Source organism: Mycobacterium fragae (genome assembly GCF_002102185.1).
GTDB classification, from domain to species: Bacteria; Actinomycetota; Actinomycetes; order Mycobacteriales; family Mycobacteriaceae; genus Mycobacterium; species Mycobacterium fragae.
The window spans coordinates 248,962-271,027 of sequence record NZ_LQOW01000026.1; the positions used below are offsets into that span (position 1 = coordinate 248,962).

The 22,066-nt window shown below is 66.6% G+C and carries 23 protein-coding genes; 9 read left to right on the forward strand and 14 right to left on the reverse strand.

Annotation, left to right across the window (positions count from 1 at the left end; all coding sequences use genetic code 11):
• Positions 1–90 precede the first annotated feature (90 nt).
• Together purF and purM are read left to right on the forward strand one after the other, a co-directional pair.
• Complete coding sequence (gene purF / locus AWC06_RS15650; RefSeq protein WP_085198896.1) at positions 91–1,656, forward strand: amidophosphoribosyltransferase; 1,566 nt, start codon at positions 91–93, stop codon at positions 1,654–1,656.
• 36 nt (positions 1,657–1,692) lie between these two features.
• Positions 1,693–2,775, forward strand: coding sequence for a phosphoribosylformylglycinamidine cyclo-ligase (gene purM, locus AWC06_RS15655; protein ID WP_085198897.1), 1,083 nt, complete (start codon positions 1,693–1,695; stop codon positions 2,773–2,775).
• Between the two features lie 9 nt (positions 2,776–2,784).
• On the opposite strand, the gene AWC06_RS15660 is transcribed toward purM, so the two are convergent.
• Together AWC06_RS15660 and ygfZ are read right to left on the reverse strand one after the other, a co-directional pair.
• The gene (locus tag AWC06_RS15660; RefSeq protein WP_085198898.1) at positions 2,785–2,976 is read right to left on the reverse strand and encodes a DUF3073 domain-containing protein; all 192 of its coding nucleotides are present in this window, start codon (positions 2,974–2,976) and stop codon (positions 2,785–2,787) included.
• Between the two features lie 135 nt (positions 2,977–3,111).
• Positions 3,112–4,206 carry a CAF17-like 4Fe-4S cluster assembly/insertion protein YgfZ gene (gene ygfZ / locus AWC06_RS15665; RefSeq protein ID WP_085198899.1) on the reverse strand — a complete coding sequence of 365 codons (1,095 nt, stop codon included), beginning with the start codon at positions 4,204–4,206 and terminating at the stop codon, positions 3,112–3,114.
• A gap of 137 nt (positions 4,207–4,343) precedes the next feature.
• On the opposite strand from ygfZ, the gene AWC06_RS15670 reads away from it, so the two are divergent.
• Positions 4,344–5,204 (forward strand): aminodeoxychorismate lyase, encoded by an 861-nt coding sequence (locus AWC06_RS15670; protein ID WP_139820085.1) that lies wholly within the window; start codon positions 4,344–4,346, stop codon positions 5,202–5,204.
• A gap of 262 nt (positions 5,205–5,466) precedes the next feature.
• Here AWC06_RS15670 and AWC06_RS15675 read toward each other — a convergent pair whose 3' ends face one another.
• From AWC06_RS15675 to lmeA, 8 genes are all read right to left on the reverse strand, one after another.
• A complete protein-coding gene (locus tag AWC06_RS15675) occupies positions 5,467–7,014 on the reverse strand; it encodes a sensor domain-containing protein (RefSeq protein WP_085198900.1) in 1,548 nt (515 codons plus the stop codon).
• Positions 7,015–7,089: 75 nt separating this feature from the next.
• Complete coding sequence (locus AWC06_RS15680; RefSeq protein WP_085198901.1) at positions 7,090–7,767, reverse strand: heme-binding beta-barrel domain-containing protein; 678 nt, start codon at positions 7,765–7,767, stop codon at positions 7,090–7,092.
• Positions 7,768–7,927: 160 nt separating this feature from the next.
• Positions 7,928–8,230 carry a DUF1416 domain-containing protein gene (locus AWC06_RS15685; protein ID WP_085198902.1) on the reverse strand — a complete coding sequence of 101 codons (303 nt, stop codon included), beginning with the start codon at positions 8,228–8,230 and terminating at the stop codon, positions 7,928–7,930.
• 1 nt (position 8,231) lies between these two features.
• On the reverse strand, positions 8,232–9,065 hold the full coding sequence (locus AWC06_RS15690) for a sulfurtransferase (RefSeq protein ID WP_085198903.1): 834 nt from the start codon (positions 9,063–9,065) through the stop codon (positions 8,232–8,234).
• 21 nt (positions 9,066–9,086) lie between these two features.
• The gene (locus AWC06_RS15695; protein ID WP_085198904.1) at positions 9,087–9,569 is read right to left on the reverse strand and encodes a DUF4395 domain-containing protein; all 483 of its coding nucleotides are present in this window, start codon (positions 9,567–9,569) and stop codon (positions 9,087–9,089) included.
• 84 nt (positions 9,570–9,653) lie between these two features.
• Positions 9,654–9,752 (reverse strand): Ms5788A family Cys-rich leader peptide, encoded by a 99-nt coding sequence (locus AWC06_RS23995; RefSeq protein ID WP_372457989.1) that lies wholly within the window; start codon positions 9,750–9,752, stop codon positions 9,654–9,656.
• A 20-nt stretch (positions 9,753–9,772) separates the two neighbouring features.
• The gene (locus AWC06_RS15700) at positions 9,773–10,183 is read right to left on the reverse strand and encodes a TlpA family protein disulfide reductase (RefSeq protein WP_085198905.1); all 411 of its coding nucleotides are present in this window, start codon (positions 10,181–10,183) and stop codon (positions 9,773–9,775) included.
• Positions 10,180–10,986, reverse strand: coding sequence for a mannan chain length control protein LmeA (gene lmeA / locus AWC06_RS15705; RefSeq protein WP_085198906.1), 807 nt, complete (start codon positions 10,984–10,986; stop codon positions 10,180–10,182). The genes AWC06_RS15700 and lmeA overlap by 4 nt, the downstream gene beginning before the upstream one ends.
• A 216-nt stretch (positions 10,987–11,202) precedes the next feature.
• Here lmeA and AWC06_RS15710 point away from each other — a divergent pair, with 216 nt between their 5' ends.
• From AWC06_RS15710 to pstB, 6 genes are read left to right on the forward strand one after another with little or no spacing between them, the layout of a single operon-like run.
• A complete protein-coding gene (locus AWC06_RS15710) occupies positions 11,203–11,970 on the forward strand; it encodes a winged helix-turn-helix transcriptional regulator (RefSeq protein ID WP_085198907.1) in 768 nt (255 codons plus the stop codon).
• A complete protein-coding gene (gene mshD / locus AWC06_RS15715; protein ID WP_085198908.1) occupies positions 11,967–12,902 on the forward strand; it encodes a mycothiol synthase in 936 nt (311 codons plus the stop codon). The genes AWC06_RS15710 and mshD overlap by 4 nt, the downstream gene beginning before the upstream one ends.
• Complete coding sequence (gene pstS / locus AWC06_RS15720; RefSeq protein ID WP_372457990.1) at positions 12,899–13,996, forward strand: phosphate ABC transporter substrate-binding protein PstS; 1,098 nt, start codon at positions 12,899–12,901, stop codon at positions 13,994–13,996. Before mshD ends, pstS begins: the two co-directional genes overlap by 4 nt.
• A 53-nt stretch (positions 13,997–14,049) precedes the next feature.
• Positions 14,050–15,075, forward strand: a complete 1,026-nt coding sequence (gene pstC, locus AWC06_RS15725) for a phosphate ABC transporter permease subunit PstC (protein ID WP_085198909.1) — start codon at positions 14,050–14,052, stop codon at positions 15,073–15,075.
• Positions 15,072–15,986: a phosphate ABC transporter permease PstA gene (gene pstA, locus AWC06_RS15730; RefSeq protein WP_085198910.1), complete on the forward strand. Its 915-nt coding sequence runs from the start codon at positions 15,072–15,074 to the stop codon at positions 15,984–15,986. Before pstC ends, pstA begins: the two co-directional genes overlap by 4 nt.
• 12 nt (positions 15,987–15,998) lie before the next feature.
• Positions 15,999–16,775: a phosphate ABC transporter ATP-binding protein PstB gene (gene pstB / locus AWC06_RS15735; RefSeq protein ID WP_085198911.1), complete on the forward strand. Its 777-nt coding sequence runs from the start codon at positions 15,999–16,001 to the stop codon at positions 16,773–16,775.
• Positions 16,776–16,780: 5 nt separating this feature from the next.
• Here the strand turns inward: pstB and phoU are convergent, their stop codons facing one another.
• The 4 genes from phoU to AWC06_RS15755 form a co-directional block, all read right to left on the reverse strand.
• Positions 16,781–17,461 (reverse strand): phosphate signaling complex protein PhoU, encoded by a 681-nt coding sequence (phoU, locus tag AWC06_RS15740; protein ID WP_085198912.1) that lies wholly within the window; start codon positions 17,459–17,461, stop codon positions 16,781–16,783.
• A gap of 99 nt (positions 17,462–17,560) precedes the next feature.
• Positions 17,561–19,615, reverse strand: coding sequence for an LCP family protein (locus AWC06_RS15745; RefSeq protein ID WP_085198913.1), 2,055 nt, complete (start codon positions 19,613–19,615; stop codon positions 17,561–17,563).
• 280 nt (positions 19,616–19,895) lie between these two features.
• The gene (gene dusB / locus AWC06_RS15750; RefSeq protein ID WP_085198914.1) at positions 19,896–21,029 is read right to left on the reverse strand and encodes a tRNA dihydrouridine synthase DusB; all 1,134 of its coding nucleotides are present in this window, start codon (positions 21,027–21,029) and stop codon (positions 19,896–19,898) included.
• Between the two features lie 6 nt (positions 21,030–21,035).
• Positions 21,036–22,049, reverse strand: a complete 1,014-nt coding sequence (locus AWC06_RS15755) for an acyl-ACP desaturase (RefSeq protein WP_085198915.1) — start codon at positions 22,047–22,049, stop codon at positions 21,036–21,038.
• Positions 22,050–22,066: the final 17 nt, after the last annotated feature.

Below are 22,066 nucleotides of genomic sequence, written 5' to 3' on the forward strand. Positions count from 1 at the left end.
GCGCAACACGCTCGCCCGATTCGGTGACATGACCGTCGTTTCCGTAGACTCCGTTATGTCACCAACCGCGCCCCAGGGAGCAGCCCCACCGTGACCGGCCAGCAGCCACTTCCTCTCGACACTCACGAAAACCCGCCTGGCGAAGAATGCGGCGTATTCGGCGTCTGGGCTCCCGGGGAGGAAGTCGCCAAGCTCACCTACTACGGTCTGTACGCGCTGCAGCACCGGGGCCAGGAGGCCGCCGGCATTGCCGTCGCCGACGGATCGCAGGTGCTGGTGTTCAAGGACCTCGGCCTGGTCAGCCAGGTTTTCGAGGAGCAGACGCTGGCGGCCATGGAGGGCCACGTTGCCATCGGGCACTGCCGCTACTCCACCACCGGGCAGACCACCTGGGAGAACGCTCAGCCGGTGTTCCGCAACACCTCCGCCGGCACGGGGGTTGCGTTGGGGCACAACGGCAATCTGGTGAACAGCACGGAGCTGGTCGCACGCGCCCGCGCCGCCGGGTTGGTCGCGACGCGCGGCGCCGCTCCTGCCACAACGGACTCCGACATCCTGGGCGCGTTGTTGGCGCACGGCGCAGCTGATTCCAGCCTCGAGCAGGCGGCGCTGGAGCTGCTGCCCACGGTGCGCGGTGCGTTCTGCCTGATCTTCATGGACGAGAACACCCTGTATGCGGCCCGCGATCCGTACGGGGTGCGGCCGCTGTCGCTTGGACGGCTCGACCGCGGCTGGGTGGTGGCCTCGGAAACCGCCGCGCTCGACATTGTCGGGGCTTCGTTCGTCCGCGACATCGAACCGGGCGAGCTGCTGGCCATCGACGCCGACGGCGTGCGGTCGATCCGGTTCGCCAACCCCCGCCCGAAAGGCTGCGTTTTCGAGTACGTCTATCTGGCGCGGCCAGACAGCACGATCGCCGGCCGGTCGGTGCACGCCACGCGGCTCGAGATCGGTCGTCGGCTGGCCCGTGAGTGCCCGATCGACGCCGACATGGTGATCGGCGTTCCCGAGTCAGGCACCCCCGCCGCGGTCGGCTATGCGCAAGAGTCCGGCATCCCGTTCGGGCAGGGCCTGATGAAGAATGCCTACGTCGGGCGAACTTTCATTCAGCCGTCGCAGACCATCCGCCAACTCGGGATCCGGCTGAAGCTCAACCCGCTCAAGGAAGTCATCCGCGGCAAGCGGCTCATCGTCGTCGACGACTCCATCGTGCGGGGCAACACTCAGCGCGCGCTGGTGCGGATGCTTCGCGAGGCCGGCGCCGTCGAGGTGCATGTGCGGATCGCCTCACCGCCGGTGAAATGGCCCTGCTTCTACGGCATCGACTTCCCGTCGCCGGCGGAGCTGATCGCCAACGCCGTCGAAGACGAGGACGAGATGCTCGAAGCAGTGCGGCATGCCATCAACGCCGACACGCTCGGATACATCTCGCTGCGTGGCCTGGTCGCCGCGACCGAGCAACCCACCTCGCGGCTGTGCACGGCCTGCTACGACGGCAAGTATCCGATCGAGCTGCCCGGCGAGACGGCACTGGGCAAGAACGTCATCGAGCACATGCTGGCCACCACCGCACGTGGAGCCGGTGTGCAACCCGACATTGCGGCCCCAGACGTGTCCCCGGAGGAGGAGCAGGCCGCGGTGCTGCGCCATCCGTAGCCCGTCGGTCGGCGAGGACCGGTAGCCTTTATCGCGATGACCGCGCGCGCAAAAGACCCGGGTTCCCACGGCGTCACCTATGCATCGGCCGGAGTGGACATCGAAGCCGGTGAGCGCGCCGTAGAACTGTTCAAGCCGCTCGCGTCGAAGGCCACCCGGCCTGAGGTGCGCAGCAAGCTGGGCGGATTCGCGGGGTTGTTCGCGCTTCGGCGCGACTACCGCGAACCGCTGCTCGCGGCCTCGAGCGACGGCGTGGGCACCAAACTGGCGGTCGCGCAGGCGATGGACAAGCACGACACCGTCGGACTGGACCTGGTCGCGATGGTGGTCGACGACCTGGTGGTCTGCGGCGCCGAGCCGCTGTTCCTGCTGGACTACATTGCTTTGGGCCGGATAGTGCCCGAACGGCTCAACGCGATCGTCGCCGGGATCGCCGACGGGTGCATGCGCGCGGGATGCGCGCTGCTGGGCGGCGAGACGGCCGAACACCCCGGGCTAATCGAACCAGACCACTACGACCTGTCGGCGACGGCAGTGGGTGTGATCGAGGCTGACGACGTGCTGGGACCGGAGCGCGTCAAGCCCGGCGACGTCATCATCGCGATGGGGTCCTCCGGTCTGCATTCCAATGGATACTCGCTGGTCCGTGCCGTCCTGCTGGACATCGACCGGATGAACCTGGCCGGCTATGTCGAGGAGTTCGGCCGCACGCTGGGCGAAGAGCTACTCGAGCCCACTCGCATCTACGCCAAGGATTGTCTGGCACTGGCCGCCGAAACCCATGTCCGCACGTTCTGCCACATCACCGGCGGGGGGTTGGCCGGCAACCTGGAACGGGTCATCCCGCACGGGCTGGTCGCCGAGGTCGACCGCGGCACCTGGACGCCGGCGCCGGTATTCACGATGATCGCGCAGCGCGGCCGGGTCACCCGTGCGGAAATGGAGAAGACGTTCAACATGGGGGTGGGCATGGTCGCCGTCGTCGCGCCGGAGGATACCGACCGCGCGCTGGCCATCCTCACTGCCCGGCATTTGGACTGCTGGGTGCTGGGAACGGTCAACAAAGGCGGGAAGGGCAGCCCGCGAGCGAAGCTCGTGGGGCAACACCCGCGGTTTTAGAGAGCTGGTTTAGCGGCGCCAGTCGTCGTCATCGCTCCACGGGTCATCCGACAGTCGGCCGTCGCCGTCGAAATCGCTGGAGTCATCGGCACCCGACCCGGACAGCTCGCGCTGAAGCCGCTCGAAATCGGTCTGCGGGGAGCTGTACTTCAGTTCTCGAGCAACCTTGGTCTGCTTCGCCTTAGCCCGGCCGCGGCCCATGGGGGAACCCCCTCGCGCAATAACGGAGCGGCCCAATGAGAAGGCGGCTCCGATCTTTGTCTTTATTGTCCTGTCGACAGCTTACCGTGCGTCCGCTGGTTGCGTGCTGGTGCGCCCTGCTCGACCCCGGCACGGTCAGCGGACCGTTCCCCGCAAGCGCTCCACGGCCACTCGTCCAGCACCCGGCATGTCGAGCGCCGGCAGGGAATCGGCGTCGATAACCGCGGCCACCTGCGCATCACCGCCGGTAACCAGAGCGGTGTCGGCGGGCAGTCCGCGTTTGAGCAACGCCAGCGCCACCGGGCCGAAGTCGATGTGCTCGACCACGGTTCCAAGCCTGCCGACCGCACGACCGCCGGCCAGCACCGCATCGCCCGTGGACGGCCGGTCCACCGAGCCGTCCAGGTGCAACAACGCCAGCATCCGCGGCGGTTTGCCCAGGTTGTGCACCCGAGCCACTGTCTCCTGCCCGCGATAGCAGCCCTTGTCGAGGTGAACGGCTCCTACTCCGGGGCCCCCGATCCAGCCCACCTCGTGCGGGATGGTGCGCTCATCGGTGTCGACCCCGAGCCGGGGGCGCACTGCCGCCACCCGGTGGGCTTCATACGTCCACACCCCTGCCGAGCGGACGCCTGCCATGGTCAAACGACGGTGCCACTCACTGGACTCTGTGCGCTCGATGAGCAGGTCCAGCTCGAACTGGCCCTGCCGCGCGCTAGTCATTCGCCGGACAAAGCCACCGCCGTCCAATGGCACCGCGGTCATCTCGGCGGGCAAAGCGTCGAGTCCCAGCGCGTCGAGCACCGGCCGTTCAGCCAGTCGCGGCCCCAGCAGCGACAGCACCGTAAGCTCGGCGGCCGCCGGGGTGACCTCCGACCAGAACACCATCTTGCGCAGGTAGTCCAGCAGTGGGTCGCCCCGCCACGGCTCGGTGTCGAGATAGGTGACACCGCCCAGCTCGGTCTGGATCCAGTGATCCTCGACCCGGCCCTGCCCGTCGAGGCTGAGGTTCTGTGTGCTGGCGCCGTCGGGAAGCTCGCTGACGTGCTGCGTGGAGATGGTGTGCAGCCAGGTCTGCCGGTCGGCACCGGTCAGTGTGAGCACAGAACGGTGTGACCGATCCACCAGCACGGCGTCGGCCTCGGCGGCGCGCTGCTCGCCCAGCGGATCGCCATAGTGCCAGGCGACGCCGGCGTCGGGCCCGGTATCAGGGGCGGGAACTGCGGACACATCCCAACTCTACGGCCCGCTACCCGGCTGCAATGACTCGCGAATGTGATGCCAGCGTCACACTCGGCGACGAGCGTGAGTCCAGCTTCACGTTCGTGGACGGGTTAGGCTTTTCGACCATGACGAGCCACTCGGGCGTGGTCGTCACGCTCGACGGCGAGATTCATCCGCCGGGGACGCCACTACTGTTCGCCGACGACCTCGCCGCGGTGCGCGGCGACGGCGTATTCGAAACCCTGCTCGTGCGCGACGGCGGTGCCTGCCTGGTCGAGGCGCATCTGGAGCGGCTGAGCTACTCGGCAAGACTGATGGATCTGCCGGAGCCCGATTTGCCGGCCTGGCGGCGTGCGATCGACGTGGCGGTTCAGCAGTGGGCTGGGGGCACCGCCGACGAGGGTGCGATGCGGCTGGTCTACAGCCGTGGCCGGGAACGCGACACCGTGCCCACCGCTTACGTGACGGTCAACCCGGTTGCTGACCGCGTGGCCACTGCGCGTCGCGACGGGGTGGCGGCGGTGACGCTGTCCCGCGAACTGCCCTCTGATGGCGGGGGCGCGATGCCCTGGCTGCTGGCCGGCGCCAAGACCCTGTCGTACGCCGTCAATATGGCCGCGCTGCGGCACGCCGCGCGGCAAGGCGCGGGTGATGTCATCTTCATCAGCTCGGACGGTTACGTTCTGGAAGGCCCCCGCTCGACCGTGGTGATCGCCACCGAGATCGGTGGGGCGACTGGCTTGCTCACTCCGCCGCCCTGGTACCCGATTCTGCGCGGAACCACCCAACAGGCACTCTTCGAGGTCGCGCGGGCCAAGGGCTACGACTGCGACTACCGCGCCCTACGTGTGTCGGATCTTTTTGCTGCCCAAGGGATTTGGTTGGTCTCCAGCATGACGCTGGCCGCGCGCGTGCATACCCTCAACGGCCACGCGCTGCCGCGCGCCCCGATGGCGGCGGAATTCGCCGAATTGGTCGACGCCGCCATTGTCAGCGATCGCTGAATTCAGTTGTCTCCCGTGCCGGTGGGCGGGTACGGTCGGCCGTACACAGGGAAGGAGGTGGTCCGCGAAATTGATTGCGTTATGGACATGTGAGGTGGCTGCGCGCTAAGCAGCGCCAGGCTGGAAAGACCCGGCATTATCTGCTGGCGAATTCCCCGCAGCCACCCGGCCCCCGAGCCCCCGGTCTGTCCAACCCGGAACTACGGCTCGGGGGCTGCCCATTTCTGGGCCCAAATACCGCTCGCGGCAGGCGATCTGGGCGCTACGACGTCACGTTGGCAGCCATCTGATCGGCGATCTGGCCGGCTTCGTTGGTGATGTCGGGCGCGCATGCCTGGACATCGATGACCACCTGGGATACCGCGCTCAGCACACGCTGACATACGTGCCCGCCCGCTGCCTGTGTGTGTCGCTGCACAATCCTGGGCGGGGCGCCGTTGACGGGCCCGAAGTTCCACTGGACCGTCTGGTTGCCGTCGGTCACGGTCACCGTTTGGCCACCGCAGGCTGTCCAGTTACCCGCAGATGTCGTCACGAACGCCTGCGCGCTTTGGGCGGACGGAAAATTCACCACCGCTTGGTAAACGCGGTGCGGATCGGTGGTGTCCGCAGTGCGCAATGCCTGGCCGCGCACGCCGGTGTAGCCAGTGTTCTGATACGTCGGGGCTTCGATGGGGTCGAGTGCCCCGAGACAAGCCGGGTTCGACAGTGACCCCTGAGGGGTGCGCATCACCTGGGTGCGCTCGGCGGACTGCATGCTCGGCACGCCCATGATGGTGCTGACGTCTGCTGCGCCGAGCAGAATCGACTCCAGGTCGCCGGACGGTGCGGCGGTCGGCGTCGGTGCCATCTGATTCCGCGCGGGTGGCGGTGTCGGCCGGTGGATGACGAACACCGAAATCAGCACGATTGCAACGATCGCCGACAGCCCGGCGGCGCCCGCGATCACCCAGCGCTTCCGGGATCCCGTGCTCGCATCACCGTCCTGCGACGGCGCGGCGGGCCCCGTGGGCACCCGTGGTCGCGGGGCCGGCGGCTGCGGCTGAGGGGTGGGCGCGGATGGCGGCGGCGTTCTAACCGGCGGGGTGGTGCGGGCGACCGGGTGCTCGTGTTGTGGGCGCGGTCTTGGCGGCGGTGGCTGGGCGGCGGATGACTTCGTATCGACCGACGCCAGCAGGGCGTCGATTTCGGTTCGGGTGCGGTAAGTGACGTCGTGTCGGTCGCGCAGCATGCGCAGCAACCGGGCGATGTCGCGCCGAGCGGTGGGATCGCCGCCGTCCTCATCGAGTCCGGATTTGAGTTCGGCCAGCAGGTGAGTCTGCTGGCGTGGGTCGAGCTCTCGTTCGGCGAGCGTGCTGGACAGGCGCATCAGGTAGGCGAACGGCACCGGCGGCTCGTCTGGCAGCGGTGAGGGTAACGGCGGGTTCTGGGCCGCCAGTGTGTGCACCGCGGTGACCAACTGGATGCCGCTGTCAACGGTCGGGTTGCGGTAATCGATAATCTGCAGCGCGGCAAGGGGATTGGCCCGCATGCTGTCGACTGCGCCGATCTGGACGGGAAGGATCGGTCGCTGCAGGGCCTGCGCATAGCGCAGCTCGGCCTGGCAGGGCTTGGACTGCAGCGAGTGATTCGACAGCGCGAAGATAAAAACCTCACACGAGCGGATCTGCTCCAAGATTGCGTTCCACCAGGTTTCGCCTCCGCCGAGATCCTCGTCGAACCAAACCTGTTGGCGGGCCCGGCGAAGCGCGGTCGTCAGCGCTTCGATGGCCGATCGGTCTTGGCTCGAGTAGCTGACGAATAGCCCCATTCGCACTCTCTCCTAGGGCACAGTGGGCTAACAGGGCAAATCTGTGATGCGACGATAGCGCATCCGCCGGACGTGCTAGCCGGCGAACCGCGAAAGCCGCGCCGACAGATGCGGTACCAACCCGCCGTCGGCATCCACGCGTTCTTCGACGTAAGCCAGATCGCCACCCTCGACGATGCCGTAGAGCCGCTTGGCGCCGCCGACCAGCACGCCCGATCTACTGCGTGCCAGCGCGTCGGTGACCAACTCCCACGACGACTGGGTGCGCGGCGACCCGTAGAACAGTTCGACATAACCGGCGGAGTGCGCCAGCAGCAGCTCGATCGCCTGTGATTCGGTGGGGTCGTTGGGGTCGTTGACGAACCGCCAGTAGCCGGTTTCACGCAAGCCGGGGCCTTGGTAGTCGCCGGCCTCGGTGATTCGCCACGACCGGGCCTCCCAGTTCAGGTAGTCCCCGCCGTCGTGCGATACCACGATCTGCTGGCCGAACCGGTAGTCGCCGTCGCTTCCGCGCCCCTCTCCTTCACCGCGCCACACCCCCACCAAGGGGAGCAACGCAAGCAGGGCATTGTGCAGGTTGGCGCCTTCCCGCAGGTTTGCGGTATCCGCGGGGGCGGGCAGGTCGTCGAAGACCGGGATGTTGCGTGCTGCAGTCACTTTCGCGCGTTCGGCGGCCGCCGCGACTGCACGGTCTCCGGAAGTGGGGGAACGAAGCGGTCCGGCGGGCCTGTCGGGGCGTTCGGCCTCAGTCACGAGTCGTCGGTGATCAGTCGATAGAGCGCATACAACGCAAACCATGCGATCACGACGACGGCCGCGACCAGCATGATCTCGAAGAACAGCACCACGGCGACAAGTCTAGTCGCCGGCGCCGGCGCGCCATCCGCCGTCACGACGCGAGGCGCCGCGAGGGTCAGGCGATCTTGACGTCGACCTCGTGGATACCGGCGCCGGACGGCGTGATCACCGCGTCACCGTTGCCGGCCGCCGACAGCGCGCGCAGCGTCCAGGATCCCGGTGCGGCGAAGAACCGGAAGTCACCGGTGGCGGACGCGACGACCTCCGCGGTGAACTCGTCGGACTCGTCCAGCAGGCGCACGAAGGCGCCGCCGACTGCCTGGCCGGAGCCGTCCACGACGCGGCCGGTGATCACCGTCTCCTTCTCCAGGTCGACGCCGGCCGGCAACGTCTGTCCTTGCTTCGGTGCAGAGCACATATCAGCTTCCCAACTCGATCGGGGCCCCCACCAGGGAGCCGTATTCCGTCCAACTGCCGTCGTAGTTCTTGACATTCCTGTGGCCGAGCAATTCCTGCAAAACGAACCAGGTGTGCGATGACCGTTCGCCGATTCGGCAGTAGGCGATGGTCTCCTTCGATCCGTCCAAACCGGCCTCGGCGTACAACTTGGCCAGGTCCTCGTCGGATTTGAAGGTGCCGTCCTCGTTGGCGGCCTTGCTCCATGGCACGTTGATCGCGCCGGGGATGTGGCCGGGCCGCTGGCTTTGCTCCTGGGGCAGGTGCGCCGGCGCCAGGATCTTGCCGGAGAACTCGTCCGGTGAACGGACGTCGACCAGGTTCTTGACGTTGATGGCGGCGAGGACCTCGTCGCGGAATGCCCGGATGCTGTTGTCGGGCTGCTTGGCGGTGTAGCTGGTGGTCGGGCGGTTCACCTTGTCGGTGGATAGCGAACGGCCGTCGAGCTCCCACTTCTTGCGGCCGCCGTCGAGCAGCTTGACCTTCTCGTGGCCGTACAGCTTGAAGTACCAGTACGCGTAGGCGGCGAACCAGTTGTTGTTGCCTCCGTAGAGGATCACGGTGTCGTCGTTGGAGATGCCGCGGTCACTCAGCAGCTTGGAGAACTGCTGGGCGTCGACGAAGTCACGCCGGACCGGGTCTTGCAGATCGGCGCGCCAGTCCAGCTTGACGGCGCCGGCGATGTGGCCGCCGTCGTAGGCGCTGGTGTCTTCGTCGACCTCGACGAAGACGACGCCAGGGGTGTCGAGATTGCTCTCGGCCCAGTCAGCGGAGACCAGGACGTCGGAGCGTGCCATGAGGAGTTTCCTTTCGGTTGCTCAGCGGGAAGGTGCGGGGGTGCGCAGGCGGGCGACAAGGGGGTAGAGCTGGCAGCCCAGGCAGATGCCGAAGGCCGCATTGAGGAAGGCCGCGGCCAGCGCGGCCGCGGTGGCGATGATGCCGAGCAGCGTAAGGCCGGCGGCGAATCCCACCACGCCGATGGCCGCGAAGATGAAGCCGACCAGTTGGGCGAACTTCAGCGGGGCCACCGGCTCCCGCTCGCGGACCGGGCCCAGCCGCGGCGCCACGGCCCTGGCGAACACCAGGCCGTAGGGATGCCGTTGCGGCCCGCCCACCGCGCCGATGGCGAACACGACGGCCTGCAGCGCCAGAATCACGGCGGCGGCCGGCGCGCTGACCCCGGAGGCGAGCAGCACGATCACCAGGACCGCGGTGGTGATCCAGGCGACGAATCGGGGACCGCGAACATCGACCTGGCCGATAGTGCCGGTGGTCGTCCCGGTGGTCTTGGTACTCGACACGGTTCTCCTAGCTGCTTCGGTTGCACGGGAAGGGGGGCACGCCAGAATGGCTGCTCCGAGCGCGGCGCGGGGAAGCGCGGCTACTCAGCCACTACAACAACAGCAGCAGCCCGCGATGCGGCACAGATCGACTGCGCGACGCTTGGTGAGCAAGAGCTCGAGGCGGGCGAACACGTCAGACACTTTACCCAATGGCCCGGCCGTCAAGCCAACAGCGGGGTCAGCGCCGAGCGCAGGTCATCGGCTCTCGGCACACCCGCGGTGCGGTACCGTTGGCGACCCTCGGCATCGAAGATGAACGTGGTCGGCAGTGACAGCACCGAAAGACGTCGCGCCGCATATGGATTGGCGTCCAAGTCGATCTCCACGTGTGCCACGTCACCCAGGTCCCCGCAGACCTGATTGACCACTCGTCGCACCCGGGCGCACGGCGAGCACCAGGCGGCGCTGAAATGCACGACGGTCGGCCCGGTGCGGGAAAGGCCGAGGTCGCTGGTGTCCAAGCCGGAGCCGGGATCGGTTGGCCGCATCTGGCCGGCGCGGCGGTTCAGCAGCCACCCGGCGACGGCGGCCAGCGCCAATGCGGCCACGGCCGCCACCACTGCAACGGTCATGACTGGTTAAACCCGTCGAGGGTGACCGTTACTCCCCTGGTGATGCCCTCGATGATGACCTCCGACCCGCGCACCCCCTGGCTCGTCGGCGCCACCCCGAACGGCAGCCTCTGGTCGGGCAGCCGGCTGGTGAACGCGGCCAGCACGGCGGCGCGCTTGTCGTCCGGGACCTTCTGGTTGGCGGTGTCCGGGCCGGTCAGCACGCCGGTGGGGGTGAACACCAGCGTGGTTTGGTCGGGACCGGCCACGGACAGGTCCATTGCGACGCTGACCCGTTTGTCGAAGTGCGCCGATTTCGGCGTGCCGGTGAACACCAGACCGTGGCTGCCGGAGATACCGGATTCGGTGGTGCCGCCGGTGGCGTCGTTGGTTTCCTGCTGCGGTGCCTCGACCATCAGGTCGCGGATGCCCATGTAGCGGCCGAGGTGCAGCGAGTCGATGATGATCCGGCTCTCCAGCTTGCCGACGGGCAGCTTGGCGTTCGGCCGGATCAGCCAGGATGCGTCGGTCAGGTCGATCGAATGCATGGTGGCCTCCAGCGTGGCCTTGCCCACCAGCGGACGGTCCACGGCGCCGGCCTTGATCTCCAGCTCGTCGTAGTGCTGCCGCATCGCCTGCGGGATGACCGGAAACCCGAGGATCGCGACGAACGGATCGAAGCCCAGGTGTGCTGTGTCGCGCAGGGTACGGGCCAGCCGGTACTCGGCGTAAATGGTGGTCCCGAAGTCCACGCCGGCGGCGCCGACGAGCACGACCACGACAGCCAGCAATGCGGCCCCCGCCCCGACCAGCACCTTGCGCACATACGCATTGTCCCGTACCGCCCGCTGGGCACGTCTGGGTCTGCATCGTCGGCGCGCTGGGGTGAATTGCGCGCCTCCTCCTCAGACCGTCCCGGTCTGCATCGTCGGCGCGCTGAGGACCAGGTAGCACGCTATCGTTAGATGACCTGGCCGCTAACTACATACATCTCGCCGTGAAGCTGGGAGACGCCTTTCCCACGACGCTGGAGGGGCTTTTTGGATCTACTGCTGCTGACCGCAGAGCCGCATCCCGATGTGGTTCTGCCGTCGCTGTCGCTGCTCGCCCACACGGTGCGGACGGCGCCGGCCGATGTTTCCTCGCTGCTGGAAGCCGGTAGCGCGGACGTGGTGATCGTCGATGCGCGCATCGACCTGTCGTCTGCGCGTGGGCTGTGCCGGCTGCTGGGCTCGACGGGTCGGTCGATTCCGGCGGTGGCGGTGGTGAGCGAGGGCGGGTTGGTGGCGGTCAATGCCGACTGGGGACTCGACGAGATCCTGCTACCGAGCACCGGACCCGCCGAGATCGACGCACGGCTGCGACTACTTGTCGGCCGCCGCGGCGGGCTTCACGACCAGGAGAGTGTGGGCAAGATCAGCCTCGGTGAGCTGGTGATCGACGAGGGCACCTACACTGCCCGACTGCGCGGACGTCCGCTGGACCTCACCTATAAGGAGTTCGAACTGCTCAAGTACCTCGCCCAGCACGCCGGACGGGTGTTCACCCGCGCGCAGCTGCTGCACGAGGTGTGGGGCTACGACTTCTTCGGCGGCACCCGTACGGTCGACGTGCATGTCCGCCGGCTGCGGGCCAAACTCGGGCCGGAGTACGAGTCGCTGATCGGCACGGTACGCAACGTGGGTTACAAGGCGGTCCGGCCGGCCCGCGGTCGACCGCCGAGCAGCGAGGCCGATACCGCCGATGACAGTGAACCTGACGCCGATAGTCGCCAAGAGCCGCGGTTCGATCCGCTGCGCAGTCAGTGACGCCACTTCAGTGGCACGCGGGCTTGACCGCGGAGGTGCAGCAGCAAGTACGTGAACTCGTGGCGGCGGCAAGCGAATTCGATGGAGTGGCACCTGTCGGCGAGCAGGTCCTGCGGGAGCTCGCGCATCAGCGCACCGAGCACCTACTGATCGCCGGACCGCGCCCGGACAACGGCGGCGACGCGATCATCGGCTACTTGAACCTGTCGTCGTCGCAGGACGATTCGTTCGGCATGGCGGAGTTGGTGGTTCATCCGCGGGCCCGCCGACAAGGTCACGGCGCTAGGTTGATACATGCCGCGTTGTCCAAAACCGGTGGGCGGAACCGGTTCTGGGCGCACGGAACCCTGGAGCCGGCCCGGGCGACGGCATCGGCACTCGGCCTCATACCCGTTCGCGAACTCATCCAGATGCGCCGCTCGCTGAACGACGTCGGACCGCCGGCGCTGCCCGACGGAGTGCGTATCAGGACCTATGCCGGCCCCGCCGACGACGCCGAGTTGCTGCGAGTCAACAACGCGGCATTCGCGGGGCACCCGGAACAAAGCGGCTGGACCGCAGCCGATCTGGACGAGCGGCGCGGCGAACCGTGGTTCGACCCCGACGGGTTATTCCTGGCCTTCGACGAACAGACGGGAAGCCTGCTCGGGTTTCATTGGACCAAGGTGCATCACGATGACGCGGGCCTGGGCGAGGTTTATGTGGTCGGTGTCGACCGCTCAGCGCAAGGCAGCGGACTGGGTGCAGTGCTGACATCGGTCGGGGTGGCATACCTGGCGCGACGGCTGGCCGGCGCGGCTCAACCGACGGTGATGCTCTATGTCGAGTCCGACAACATCGCTGCGGTCAAGACCTATCGACGCCTGGGTTTCACTCAGCACAGTGTCGACACCGCCTATGCTGCGGTCACAGCGGAAAAGCGAGATCGGTGAAGCTCGACACAGCGGCCAGGATGTTGGCGGTGGCGGTGACCGGCCTGATGTTGGCCGGCTGCGGCAGCGACAGCAATATCCAGGGCGCGTCGTCCACCTCGGCGGGCCAGGTGAGCTGTGATGGCAAGCGCGATCTGACCGCTGAGGGCTCCACCGCTCAGCAGAATGCCATCTCGTTGTTCAACAAAGACTGGGGTCAGCGATGTCCGGGCAAGAACCTGGCGTACAACCCGACCGGGTCGGGCGCCGGGCGTGAGCAATTCATCGCCGGCCACGTCGATTTCGCCGGCTCCGACTCGCCCCTGACCGAAGACCAGATCGATCCGGCGACCAAGCGCTGCAACGGAAATCCGGCCTGGCACCTGCCGATGGTGTTCGGACCGATCGCCATCGTCTACCACCTCGACGGCGTCGACCCGCTCGTCGTCAACGCGGAGCTGCTGGCCAAGATCTTCAGTGGCGCGATCACCAACTGGCGCGACCCGGCCCTGATGGCACTCAACCACGGCGTCGCGCTGCCCGACTTCAAGATCACACCGATCTACCGGTCAGACTCCTCGGGTACCACCGACAACTTCCAGAAGTACCTGGCAGCGGCCGCCCCGCAGAGCTGGACCAGGGGCGCGGGCAGCGAGTTTCAGGGCGGCGTGGGCGAAGGTGCGCAAAAATCCGCCGGCGTCATCCAGGCCGTGCAATCCACGTCCGGGGCCATCGGGTACGTCGAGAAGGGCTTCGCCGATCAGGCCCGCGCACCGTACGCCCGCATCGACGACGGCAGCGGCGCGGTGGCGCTTACCGACGACGCGGCTCGCAACGCCATCGACAACGCCGCGTTCGCCGGCAAGGGCAACGACCTGAAACTCGACCTGAAGTCCCTCTACAGCACCCAAGAGGCCGGTGCCTATCCATTGGTCCTGGCCACCTACGAGATCGTGTGCTCAAAGGGCTACGACCCGGCCACCTCCGCCGCGGTCAAGTCGTTTTTGACCGTGGCCACCAGCGACGGCCAGAACGGTCTATCGCCGGCCGGGTATGTTCCGTTACCGGATAAGTTCAAACAACGCCTGGTCACCGCGATCAATGCGGTCCAGTAACCTCCAGCATTTGAGATGGGCTGCAGAGCCGGGAGCGATCGAGGGGAGCACCCGTGACAACGCCGAATCCCGCCGGTGCCGGTTCGGGTGACGTCGTTGCCGCGCCTTCCCTCGAACCGCGGCGGTCGCCCACGCTGCCTTGGGGCAGCAGCAAACCTCGTCTCGGCGACCGGTTGTTTCGCGGACTGTCGGAGGGCTCGGGCGTCCTGATCGTCGTGTTGATCGCGGCGATCGGACTGTTCCTGCTGTGGCGCGCGATCCCGGCCCTGGCGCGCGACAAAGAGAACTTCTTCAGCTACGGCGGCAACTGGGTCACCACCGACACATCGGCGATGCGTTTCGGCATCTTCGACCTGTTGCAGGTGACGGTGTTCGTGGCGCTGTTCGCGCTGATCCTGGCGATGCCGGTCGCGTTGGGTATCGCAATCTTTCTCACCCAGTACTCACCGCGCCGGCTCGCCGCGCCACTGGCCTACATGGTCGACTTGCTTGCCGCGGTCCCGTCGATCATCTACGGGGTATGGGGCTTGTACGTGCTGGCGCCACGGCTGCGACCGGTCGCGACCTGGCTCAACGAGCATCTGGGCGGGTTTTTCCTGTTCGCCACCGGCAACGCGTCGGTGTCCGGTGGCGGCACCATCTTCACCGGCGGGATGGTCGTCGCGGTTATGATTCTGCCGATCATCACCGCGGTCACCCGCGAGGTGTTCGTCCAGACGCCACAAGGCCACATCGAAGCCGCCTTGGCGCTCGGGGCCACCCGGTGGGAAGTGGTCAAGACCGCTGTGCTGCCGTTCGGGCGCTCCGGGTACATCAGCGGCGCCATGCTGGGCCTGGGCCGAGCGCTGGGTGAGACGGTTGCCTTGCTGATCATTCTGCGCGGTACGCAGGCGGCGTTCGGCTGGTCGTTGTTCGACGGCGGCTACACCTTCGCGACGAAAATCGCGGCCACGGCGGCGGAGTTCAACGACCAGTACAAAGCGGGGGCCTACATCGCCGCCGGATTGGTGCTCTTCCTGCTCACCTTTGTCGTCAATGCGCTGGCGCGAGCCGCTGTCGCCGGTAAGGGCACTCGATGACGTCGATCCTGGACCGCCCCGTCAAGGCCCGCACATTCGCGGGAGTCAGCCTGCGTCGGCGGGCCACGAACAAGCTCGCGACCGTGCTGGTGACGCTGTCGGTCGCGCTGGCGCTGGTGCCACTGCTGTGGGTGCTTTACTCGGTGGCCGCCAAGGGTCTCAGCGTCGTCGGCTCCAGCGTGTGGTGGACGCATTCCCAAGCCGGCATGACGGCATTCGTGGCCGGTGGCGGTGCCTATCACGCCATTGTCGGTACGGTCATGCAGGGCCTGGTGTGCGCGGTCATCTCCATCCCGATCGGCGTTTTCGTCGCGATCTACCTGGTCGAATACAGTGGTGAGAGCCGGATGGGCAAGCTGACCACGTTCATGGTGGACATCCTCACCGGCGTGCCCTCGATCGTGGCGGCACTGTTCATCTATGCGCTGTGCGTCGCCACGCTCGGCTTCCCCCGGTCCGGTTTCGCGGTATCGCTGGCGCTGGTGCTGTTGATGCTTCCGGTGATCGTGCGCGCGACCGAGGAGATGCTGCGGATCGTTCCCGTGGACCTGCGCGAGGCCAGCTATGCGCTGGGCGTTCCGAAGTGGAAAACGATCACCAGAATCGTGCTTCCAGCATGCTTGTCGGGCATCATCACGGGCATCATGTTGGCGTTGGCGAGGGTGATGGGTGAGACCGCCCCGCTGCTGATCCTGGTGGGCTACTCACAGGCGATGAATTTCGACATGTTCACCGGTTTCATGGGGACGCTGCCAGGCATGATGTACGACCAGACGTCGGCCGGTGCGGGCTCCAACGCGGTGCCCACCGATCGACTGTGGGGAGCCGCCCTGACGCTGATTCTGCTGATCGCCCTTATTAATGTGGGAGCCAGGGTGGTCGCGAAAGTCTTTGCACCCGAGAAAGTCTAGGCAGGAGTTGCGGTGGCTAAGAGGTTAGACCTCAAGGACGTCAATATTTATTACGGCGCCTTCCACGCGGTCGCCGACGTTTCGCTATCCGTTCTGCCTCGCAGCGTGACGGCGTTCATCGGTCCGTCCGGCTGCGGCAAGACGACCGTGCTGCGCACGCTGAACCGAATGCACGAGGTGATTCCCGGCGCCCGGATGCAGGGCACGGTCCTGCTCGACGACGACGACATCTACGGCCCCGGTATCGATCCCGTCGGTGTGCGTCGCGCCATCGGGATGGTGTTTCAACGGCCGAATCCGTTCCCTACCATGTCGATTCGCGACAACGTGGTGGCGGGCCTGAAGCTGCAGGGTGTCCGCAATCGCAAGGTTCTCGACGACACAGCCGAATACTCGCTGCGGGGCGCCAACCTGTGGGAGGAGGTCAAGGATCGGCTGGACCGGCCGGGCGGGGGGTTGTCCGGTGGTCAGCAGCAGCGGTTGTGTATCGCGCGGGCCATCGCCGTGCAACCCGATGTGCTGCTCATGGACGAGCCCTGCTCGTCGTTGGACCCCATCTCGACGATGGCCATCGAGGATCTGATCGCGGAGTTGAAAAAGGACTACACCATCGTCATCGTCACCCACAACATGCAGCAGGCGGCACGGGTCAGCGACCATACCGCGTTCTTCAACCTGGAGGGCGTCGGAAAGCCGGGCCGGCTGGTGGAGATCGACGACACCGAGAAGATTTTCTCCAACCCCACCCAGAAGGCCACCGAGGACTACATCTCCGGCCGGTTCGGCTAGGTCGACTATGGCCTCGTCGGGCGCTGTTTGGCCACCGCGTCGCCCTCGGGGAATTCACCGGTCGCCTGGAAGATGACCCGACGCGCCACCTCGACGGCGTGGTCGGCGAAGCGTTCGTAAAACCGGCCCAGCAGCGTCACGTCGACGGCGGCGGCCACCCCGTGTTTCCACTCCCGATCCATCAACACGGTGAACAGGTGCCGGTGCAGGTCATCCATCGCGTCGTCTTCTTCGCGGATCCGCGCGGCTTTCTCTGGGTCGCGCGACAGCAGCACCTCCTGGGCGCTGTTACCCAATTCCACTGCGACGCGGCCCATCTCGGCGAAATAGCCGTTGACTTCCTCGGGTAGCGCGTGTTGCGGGTGGCGACGGCGAGCGATCTTGGCGACGTGCAGCGCCAGCGCTCCCATCCGGTCGATGTCGGCGACCATCTGGATGGCGCTCACGATCGAGCGCAAATCGCCGGCGACGGGAGCCTGCAAGGCCAGCAAGACGAAGGCGCTCTCCTCTGCACGGGTGCTGAGTTTCGCGATTCTGTCGTGGTCGGAGATGACCTGTTCGGCCAGCACGAGATCCGCCTGCAGCAGAGCCTGCGTCGCGCGTTCCATCGCGGCGCCGGCCAGGCCACACATCTCGCCAAGCTGCTCGGAAAGCTCGGAAAGTTGTTCCTGGTAGGCGGTTCGCATAGCGACAAGACTACGTTCTCGACGACGCAACCCGCACGAGGCGGGCCATGAACGAGCGATGAATGCGCGTTTTTCTTCTCAATTCGAGCGCCGTTGCGCTTACTCGCAGCTGGTGTCGGCGCCGTTGGTGACGGTCAAGTCCTCGGGAAGCTTGGTCGGGGCACTGCTGGCGCTGCGGTCGATTTCCACGCTGACCGACGAGCCGGTCGGTGGAGGATTGCTGACCTTCGAGAAGTCCGGGCCGAGGACCACCTGTATCACGTGCCCGATTCCAGTGACCCGCTCGACCTTTGAGTTCCCAAAGGCCGCAGCGACAGTGGCGGCGGCCTGCTCGTTGCCCGGTGAGAAAAACACCGTGGTGGACTTGAGCTTGCTCGGATAGTCCTCCGGCGTCATGACCTTGAAGCCGCGCTTTTCCAACTGGTTGGAAGCGGTCGTGGCGAGCCCGGACTTACCGGTCGAGTTCGAAACCTGCACCGTGATCTCCTGCGGTGCAGCCGTCACGGCCCGGACCTGTTCGGGGTGCGCCTCGGTGGCCGGGCTGGCTGGCGGCGTCTTGCTGGTGGTCGATTTGGTCGTCGGGCTCGATGTGGCGTTCAGGTCGTTTTCGCCGGGCAGCGGATCGTCGTTGATGACGGCGTCGAACAGCGCGCGCATATCGGAGGTGCGCGGCGGCTCGTTGCCGTTCTCGTCGGTTTCGCCGGTCGGCACGGTCACGAACGAAACGTGGCCGGCGGATAGCCCCTGCACCGACTGGCCGAGATCGACAAGGTCCTTGGTCTTCACGTTGTCGACATAGCTATCGCCGATGAACATGTTCACGACGTTGTTGAGCTTGCTCATCGAGAAGAACGTGTCCCGCGAGATAAGCGAACGCAGCAGCGAGGACAGGAACAGCTGCTGGCGTTTGATGCGCCCGTAGTCCCCGTTGTTCTCAGTGACGACGTTGCGGGCTCGCACATAACTCAGCGCGGTTTGCCCGTCGATGATCTGGCGTCCGGAGTGAGGGAGCACCGTGCCCAATTCGGCATCCTTTAACGCAGTGGTGCTGCACACCTCGACGCCGCCGAGCGCATCGACCATCTTGGCGAAGCCGGCGAAGTCGATGGCAATGAACCGGTTGATGCTCAGACCGGACAGTTTCTGGATGACCTTCACCAGACACTTCGGGCCGCCGAACGCGAAGGCGGAATTCAGCTTGGTCTCGGTGTAGACGTATTTGGAGCCATAGGTTCCGGTCTGCTCGTCGTAGAGGGGGCCGTAGGCGCCGGTGTCGGGATTCCAGGCTTCGCATTTCATCGGCGTGATCGCCAGATCCCGCGGGAACGACACCGCGACCACGCGCTTACGGTTCGCCGGAATGTTGACCAGCATGATGGTGTCCGATCGGGCGCCGCCGGCGTCCTCGGTGTCACCGGCGCCCATCGCGCTGTTCTCCCCGGCGCGCGAATCGACGCCGACGATCAAGAAGTCCTCGTCGCCGTATTGTGCATTGGGGTCGACGATGTCTCGCGACTCGGGGTCGAGCGCGCTGATGTTGTTGAGCCTGTGGTTTTTTGATGAGCTCCACTGCCACGCCCCGCCGGTGAGCGCCACGGCCGTCGCGGCGATCAACGCCGCCGCGGCGCGTCCGGCCGCGAGCAGCGCCCGGCGCTTGCGTCTCGGCTTCGGTTTGGCTGGTTCGGCAGCTGCGGGCTCGCCGACGACCCGCGACGGCCGCGCCCGCGCCGGGGTTTTCGGTAGCACTGTGGTCTGCGCGGTGTCGGCGCCGGTGGTGCGACGTGCAGGGGGGCTGAGCTCGAGGTCGGGCAGCTCGGTGGCATAGGCGGATGGAGGTGGGACGGCATAGGCGTCATACCCGTCGTACCCGTCGTCGTCTCGGGGGGCGGGCGGGTATGGGGTCGGCTCGGGTGGCTCTATATCCGATGTTGCGTGATGACGGCTCGGCCGGTCCGTCGACGGACGGCCCACCTTGGCGATCAAGTCGGCGACGGTGAGCCCGCCACCGGTATGGCAGCCGGTTGATTCCCGTTCGTCGGCGGCATGTCCGGCCCGCGGTCCAGGTCGTCGTGGAGCCACGACGACCCCTTGTGCGGGTCGTGTGGGCGTGCCGAAGCGCTCCCACGGGGCGGCGGCCCGCGGTCCCGGCGCCATTGCGCTAGGCCCTACATCGTCACCATCAACAGCCGAGGCGTGCGGACGGTCGGGCGCGGCATCAGAAATGCCATAATCGCCGTCACTCATGTCCTACCGGCCTCCGAAACTCTGATGACCTGGCCCCTACACATCTATGTGTTCGTGCGCATACATCAGGGCAGTGCTGGCGGTGGCAACACTGCAAACCGCGCTCCCCCCGAATCCACCGGAGCGCGTTGCAACAAGTTCCACATCGTAGCCAGAGATGGCCAGAAACGCGATGTCGGGATTGTCTCGATCATCCACCCGAATTCATGACGTCGGCGCCGGCCGGCACCGCGCAGTCATCGCGGTCGTCCAGCCAGCCGTCCGGCAACGCCACCCGGGCAGGCGATCCCTGGCGTCCCCGCGGCCCCGTGGCCGTTTCCGGGAAGGGCACGGCGGCGTCGAGCTGCTCGAGCAACGCGTCCAGCTCGTCGAGGGTCTTGACCAGCGCCAATGCCCGTCGAACGTCGGAGCCGGCGGGGAAGCCGTGCAGGTACCAGGCGATGTGCTTGCGGATATCGCGCATACCCTTGTCCTCGCCGAAATGGGAGGCCAGCAGCCGGCCGTGCCGACGGATGACGTCGACGACCTGGCCCAGCGTGGGCGGCGTGGGCGCCGGGCGGCCGGTGAAAGCGGCGGACAGCTCGGCGAACAGCCAGGGCCGGCCCAGGCATCCGCGCCCGATGACCACCCCGTCGCACCCGGTCGCCGCCATCATGGTCAGCGCGTCGCTGGCATCGAAAATGTCGCCGTTGCCGAGCACCGGGATGCTCTGCACATGCTCCTTGAGCTGGGCGATCTGGTCCCAGTCCGCCGCCCCGGAATAGCGTTGCGCGGCGGTGCGGGCGTGCAGCGCGACCGCGGCCGCACCTTCGGCTTCGGCGATGCGACCGGCGTCCAGATGGGTGTGGTGCTCGTCGTCGATGCCGATCCGGAACTTGACGGTTACCGGTATGTCGGTGCCCTCGGTCGCGCGCACCGCGGCGGCGACGATCTGGCCGAACAGCCGCCGCTTGAACGGCAGCGCGGCCCCGCCGCCGCGGCGGGTGACTTTGGGCACCGGGCAGCCGAAATTCATGTCGATGTGGTCGGCCAGGTTCTCGTCGGCGATCATCCTCGCGGCGGCGTACGTGGTCGCGGGGTCGACGGTGTAGAGCTGCAGGGATCGCGGCGACTCGTCGGCGGAGAACGTCGTCATGTGCATGGTGACCGGATGGCGCTCGACTAGGGCACGCGCGGTCACCATCTCGCAGACGTAGAGTCCGCTGACCGTCCCGACCAATGCCTGTTCCAGCTCCCGGCACAGGGTGCGGAATGCGACGTTGGTCACACCCGCCATCGGGGCCAGCACCACCGGGCTGGCGAGCGCGATGGGCCCGATACGCACAGCCGGCTACCGCCGGCTCATCGCCAGCTTGCCTGCGGTCTGATGCAGCTCCAACGCGGTGACTTTCTTGCCTGTGCGGGCTTCGCGCTCGAGTTGACGCTGCTTGGACACCTCGAACTTGTCGCAGGCCACCTCGAGCTCCTTGACCAGCAGGGCGAGGTCGTCGCGCAGTTCGGCGGCTTCACCGGTGAAGTCCTCGCGCTCGAAAATGCGCCACTTCTTCAGTACCGGCATCACGACGTCGTCGAGGTGGATGCGCGGGTCGTACACACCTCCGACGGCGATCATCACGGCCTTGCGGCGGAACTCCGGCACGCTGAACCCGGGCATCTTGAAGTTGCGCAGCACCCGGTGCAACGACTTCATCGCCTTGTTCGGCGCGATCTCCATGCCCGCCTCGCTGACGTCGCGGTAGAAGATCATGTGCAGGTTTTCGTCGTGCGAGATCTTGGCCAGCAGCTGATCGGCGATCGTCTCGTTGCAAGCCCTGCCGGTGTTGCGGTGCGAGATGCGGGTGGCCAGCTCCTGGAACGTGACGTACAGGATCGAGTCGAAGATGTTCTCGCAGAACAGATCACCCTGGTGGTTCTGGCCCGGGCTGAAACCCCGGTTGACCACCTCGAGGCGAAGCAGCTCCAGCTCCACCGGATCGACCGCGCGGGTCACCACCAGATAGTCGCGCAGCGCGATCCCGTGCCGGTTCTCCTCAGCGGTCCAGCGGTTGACCCACTGCCCCCACGCGCCGTCCATACCGAAGCTCATGGCGATCTCGCGGTGATACGAAGGCAGGTTGTCCTCGGTCATCAGGTTCTGGACCATCGCCACCTGCGCGACGTCCGACAGCTTCGACTGCTCGGGATCCCAGTCCTGGCCGCCCAGCGCGTAGAAGTTCTTGCCGTCCGACCAAGGGATGTAGTCGTGCGGGTTCCAGGCCTTGTGCATGCTCAGATGCCGGTTCAGGTTCTTCTCGACGACCGGCTCGAGTTCACGCAAGAGATCCAGGTCTCTCGGATCGGGCACAGCGCCTCCCAGTTATC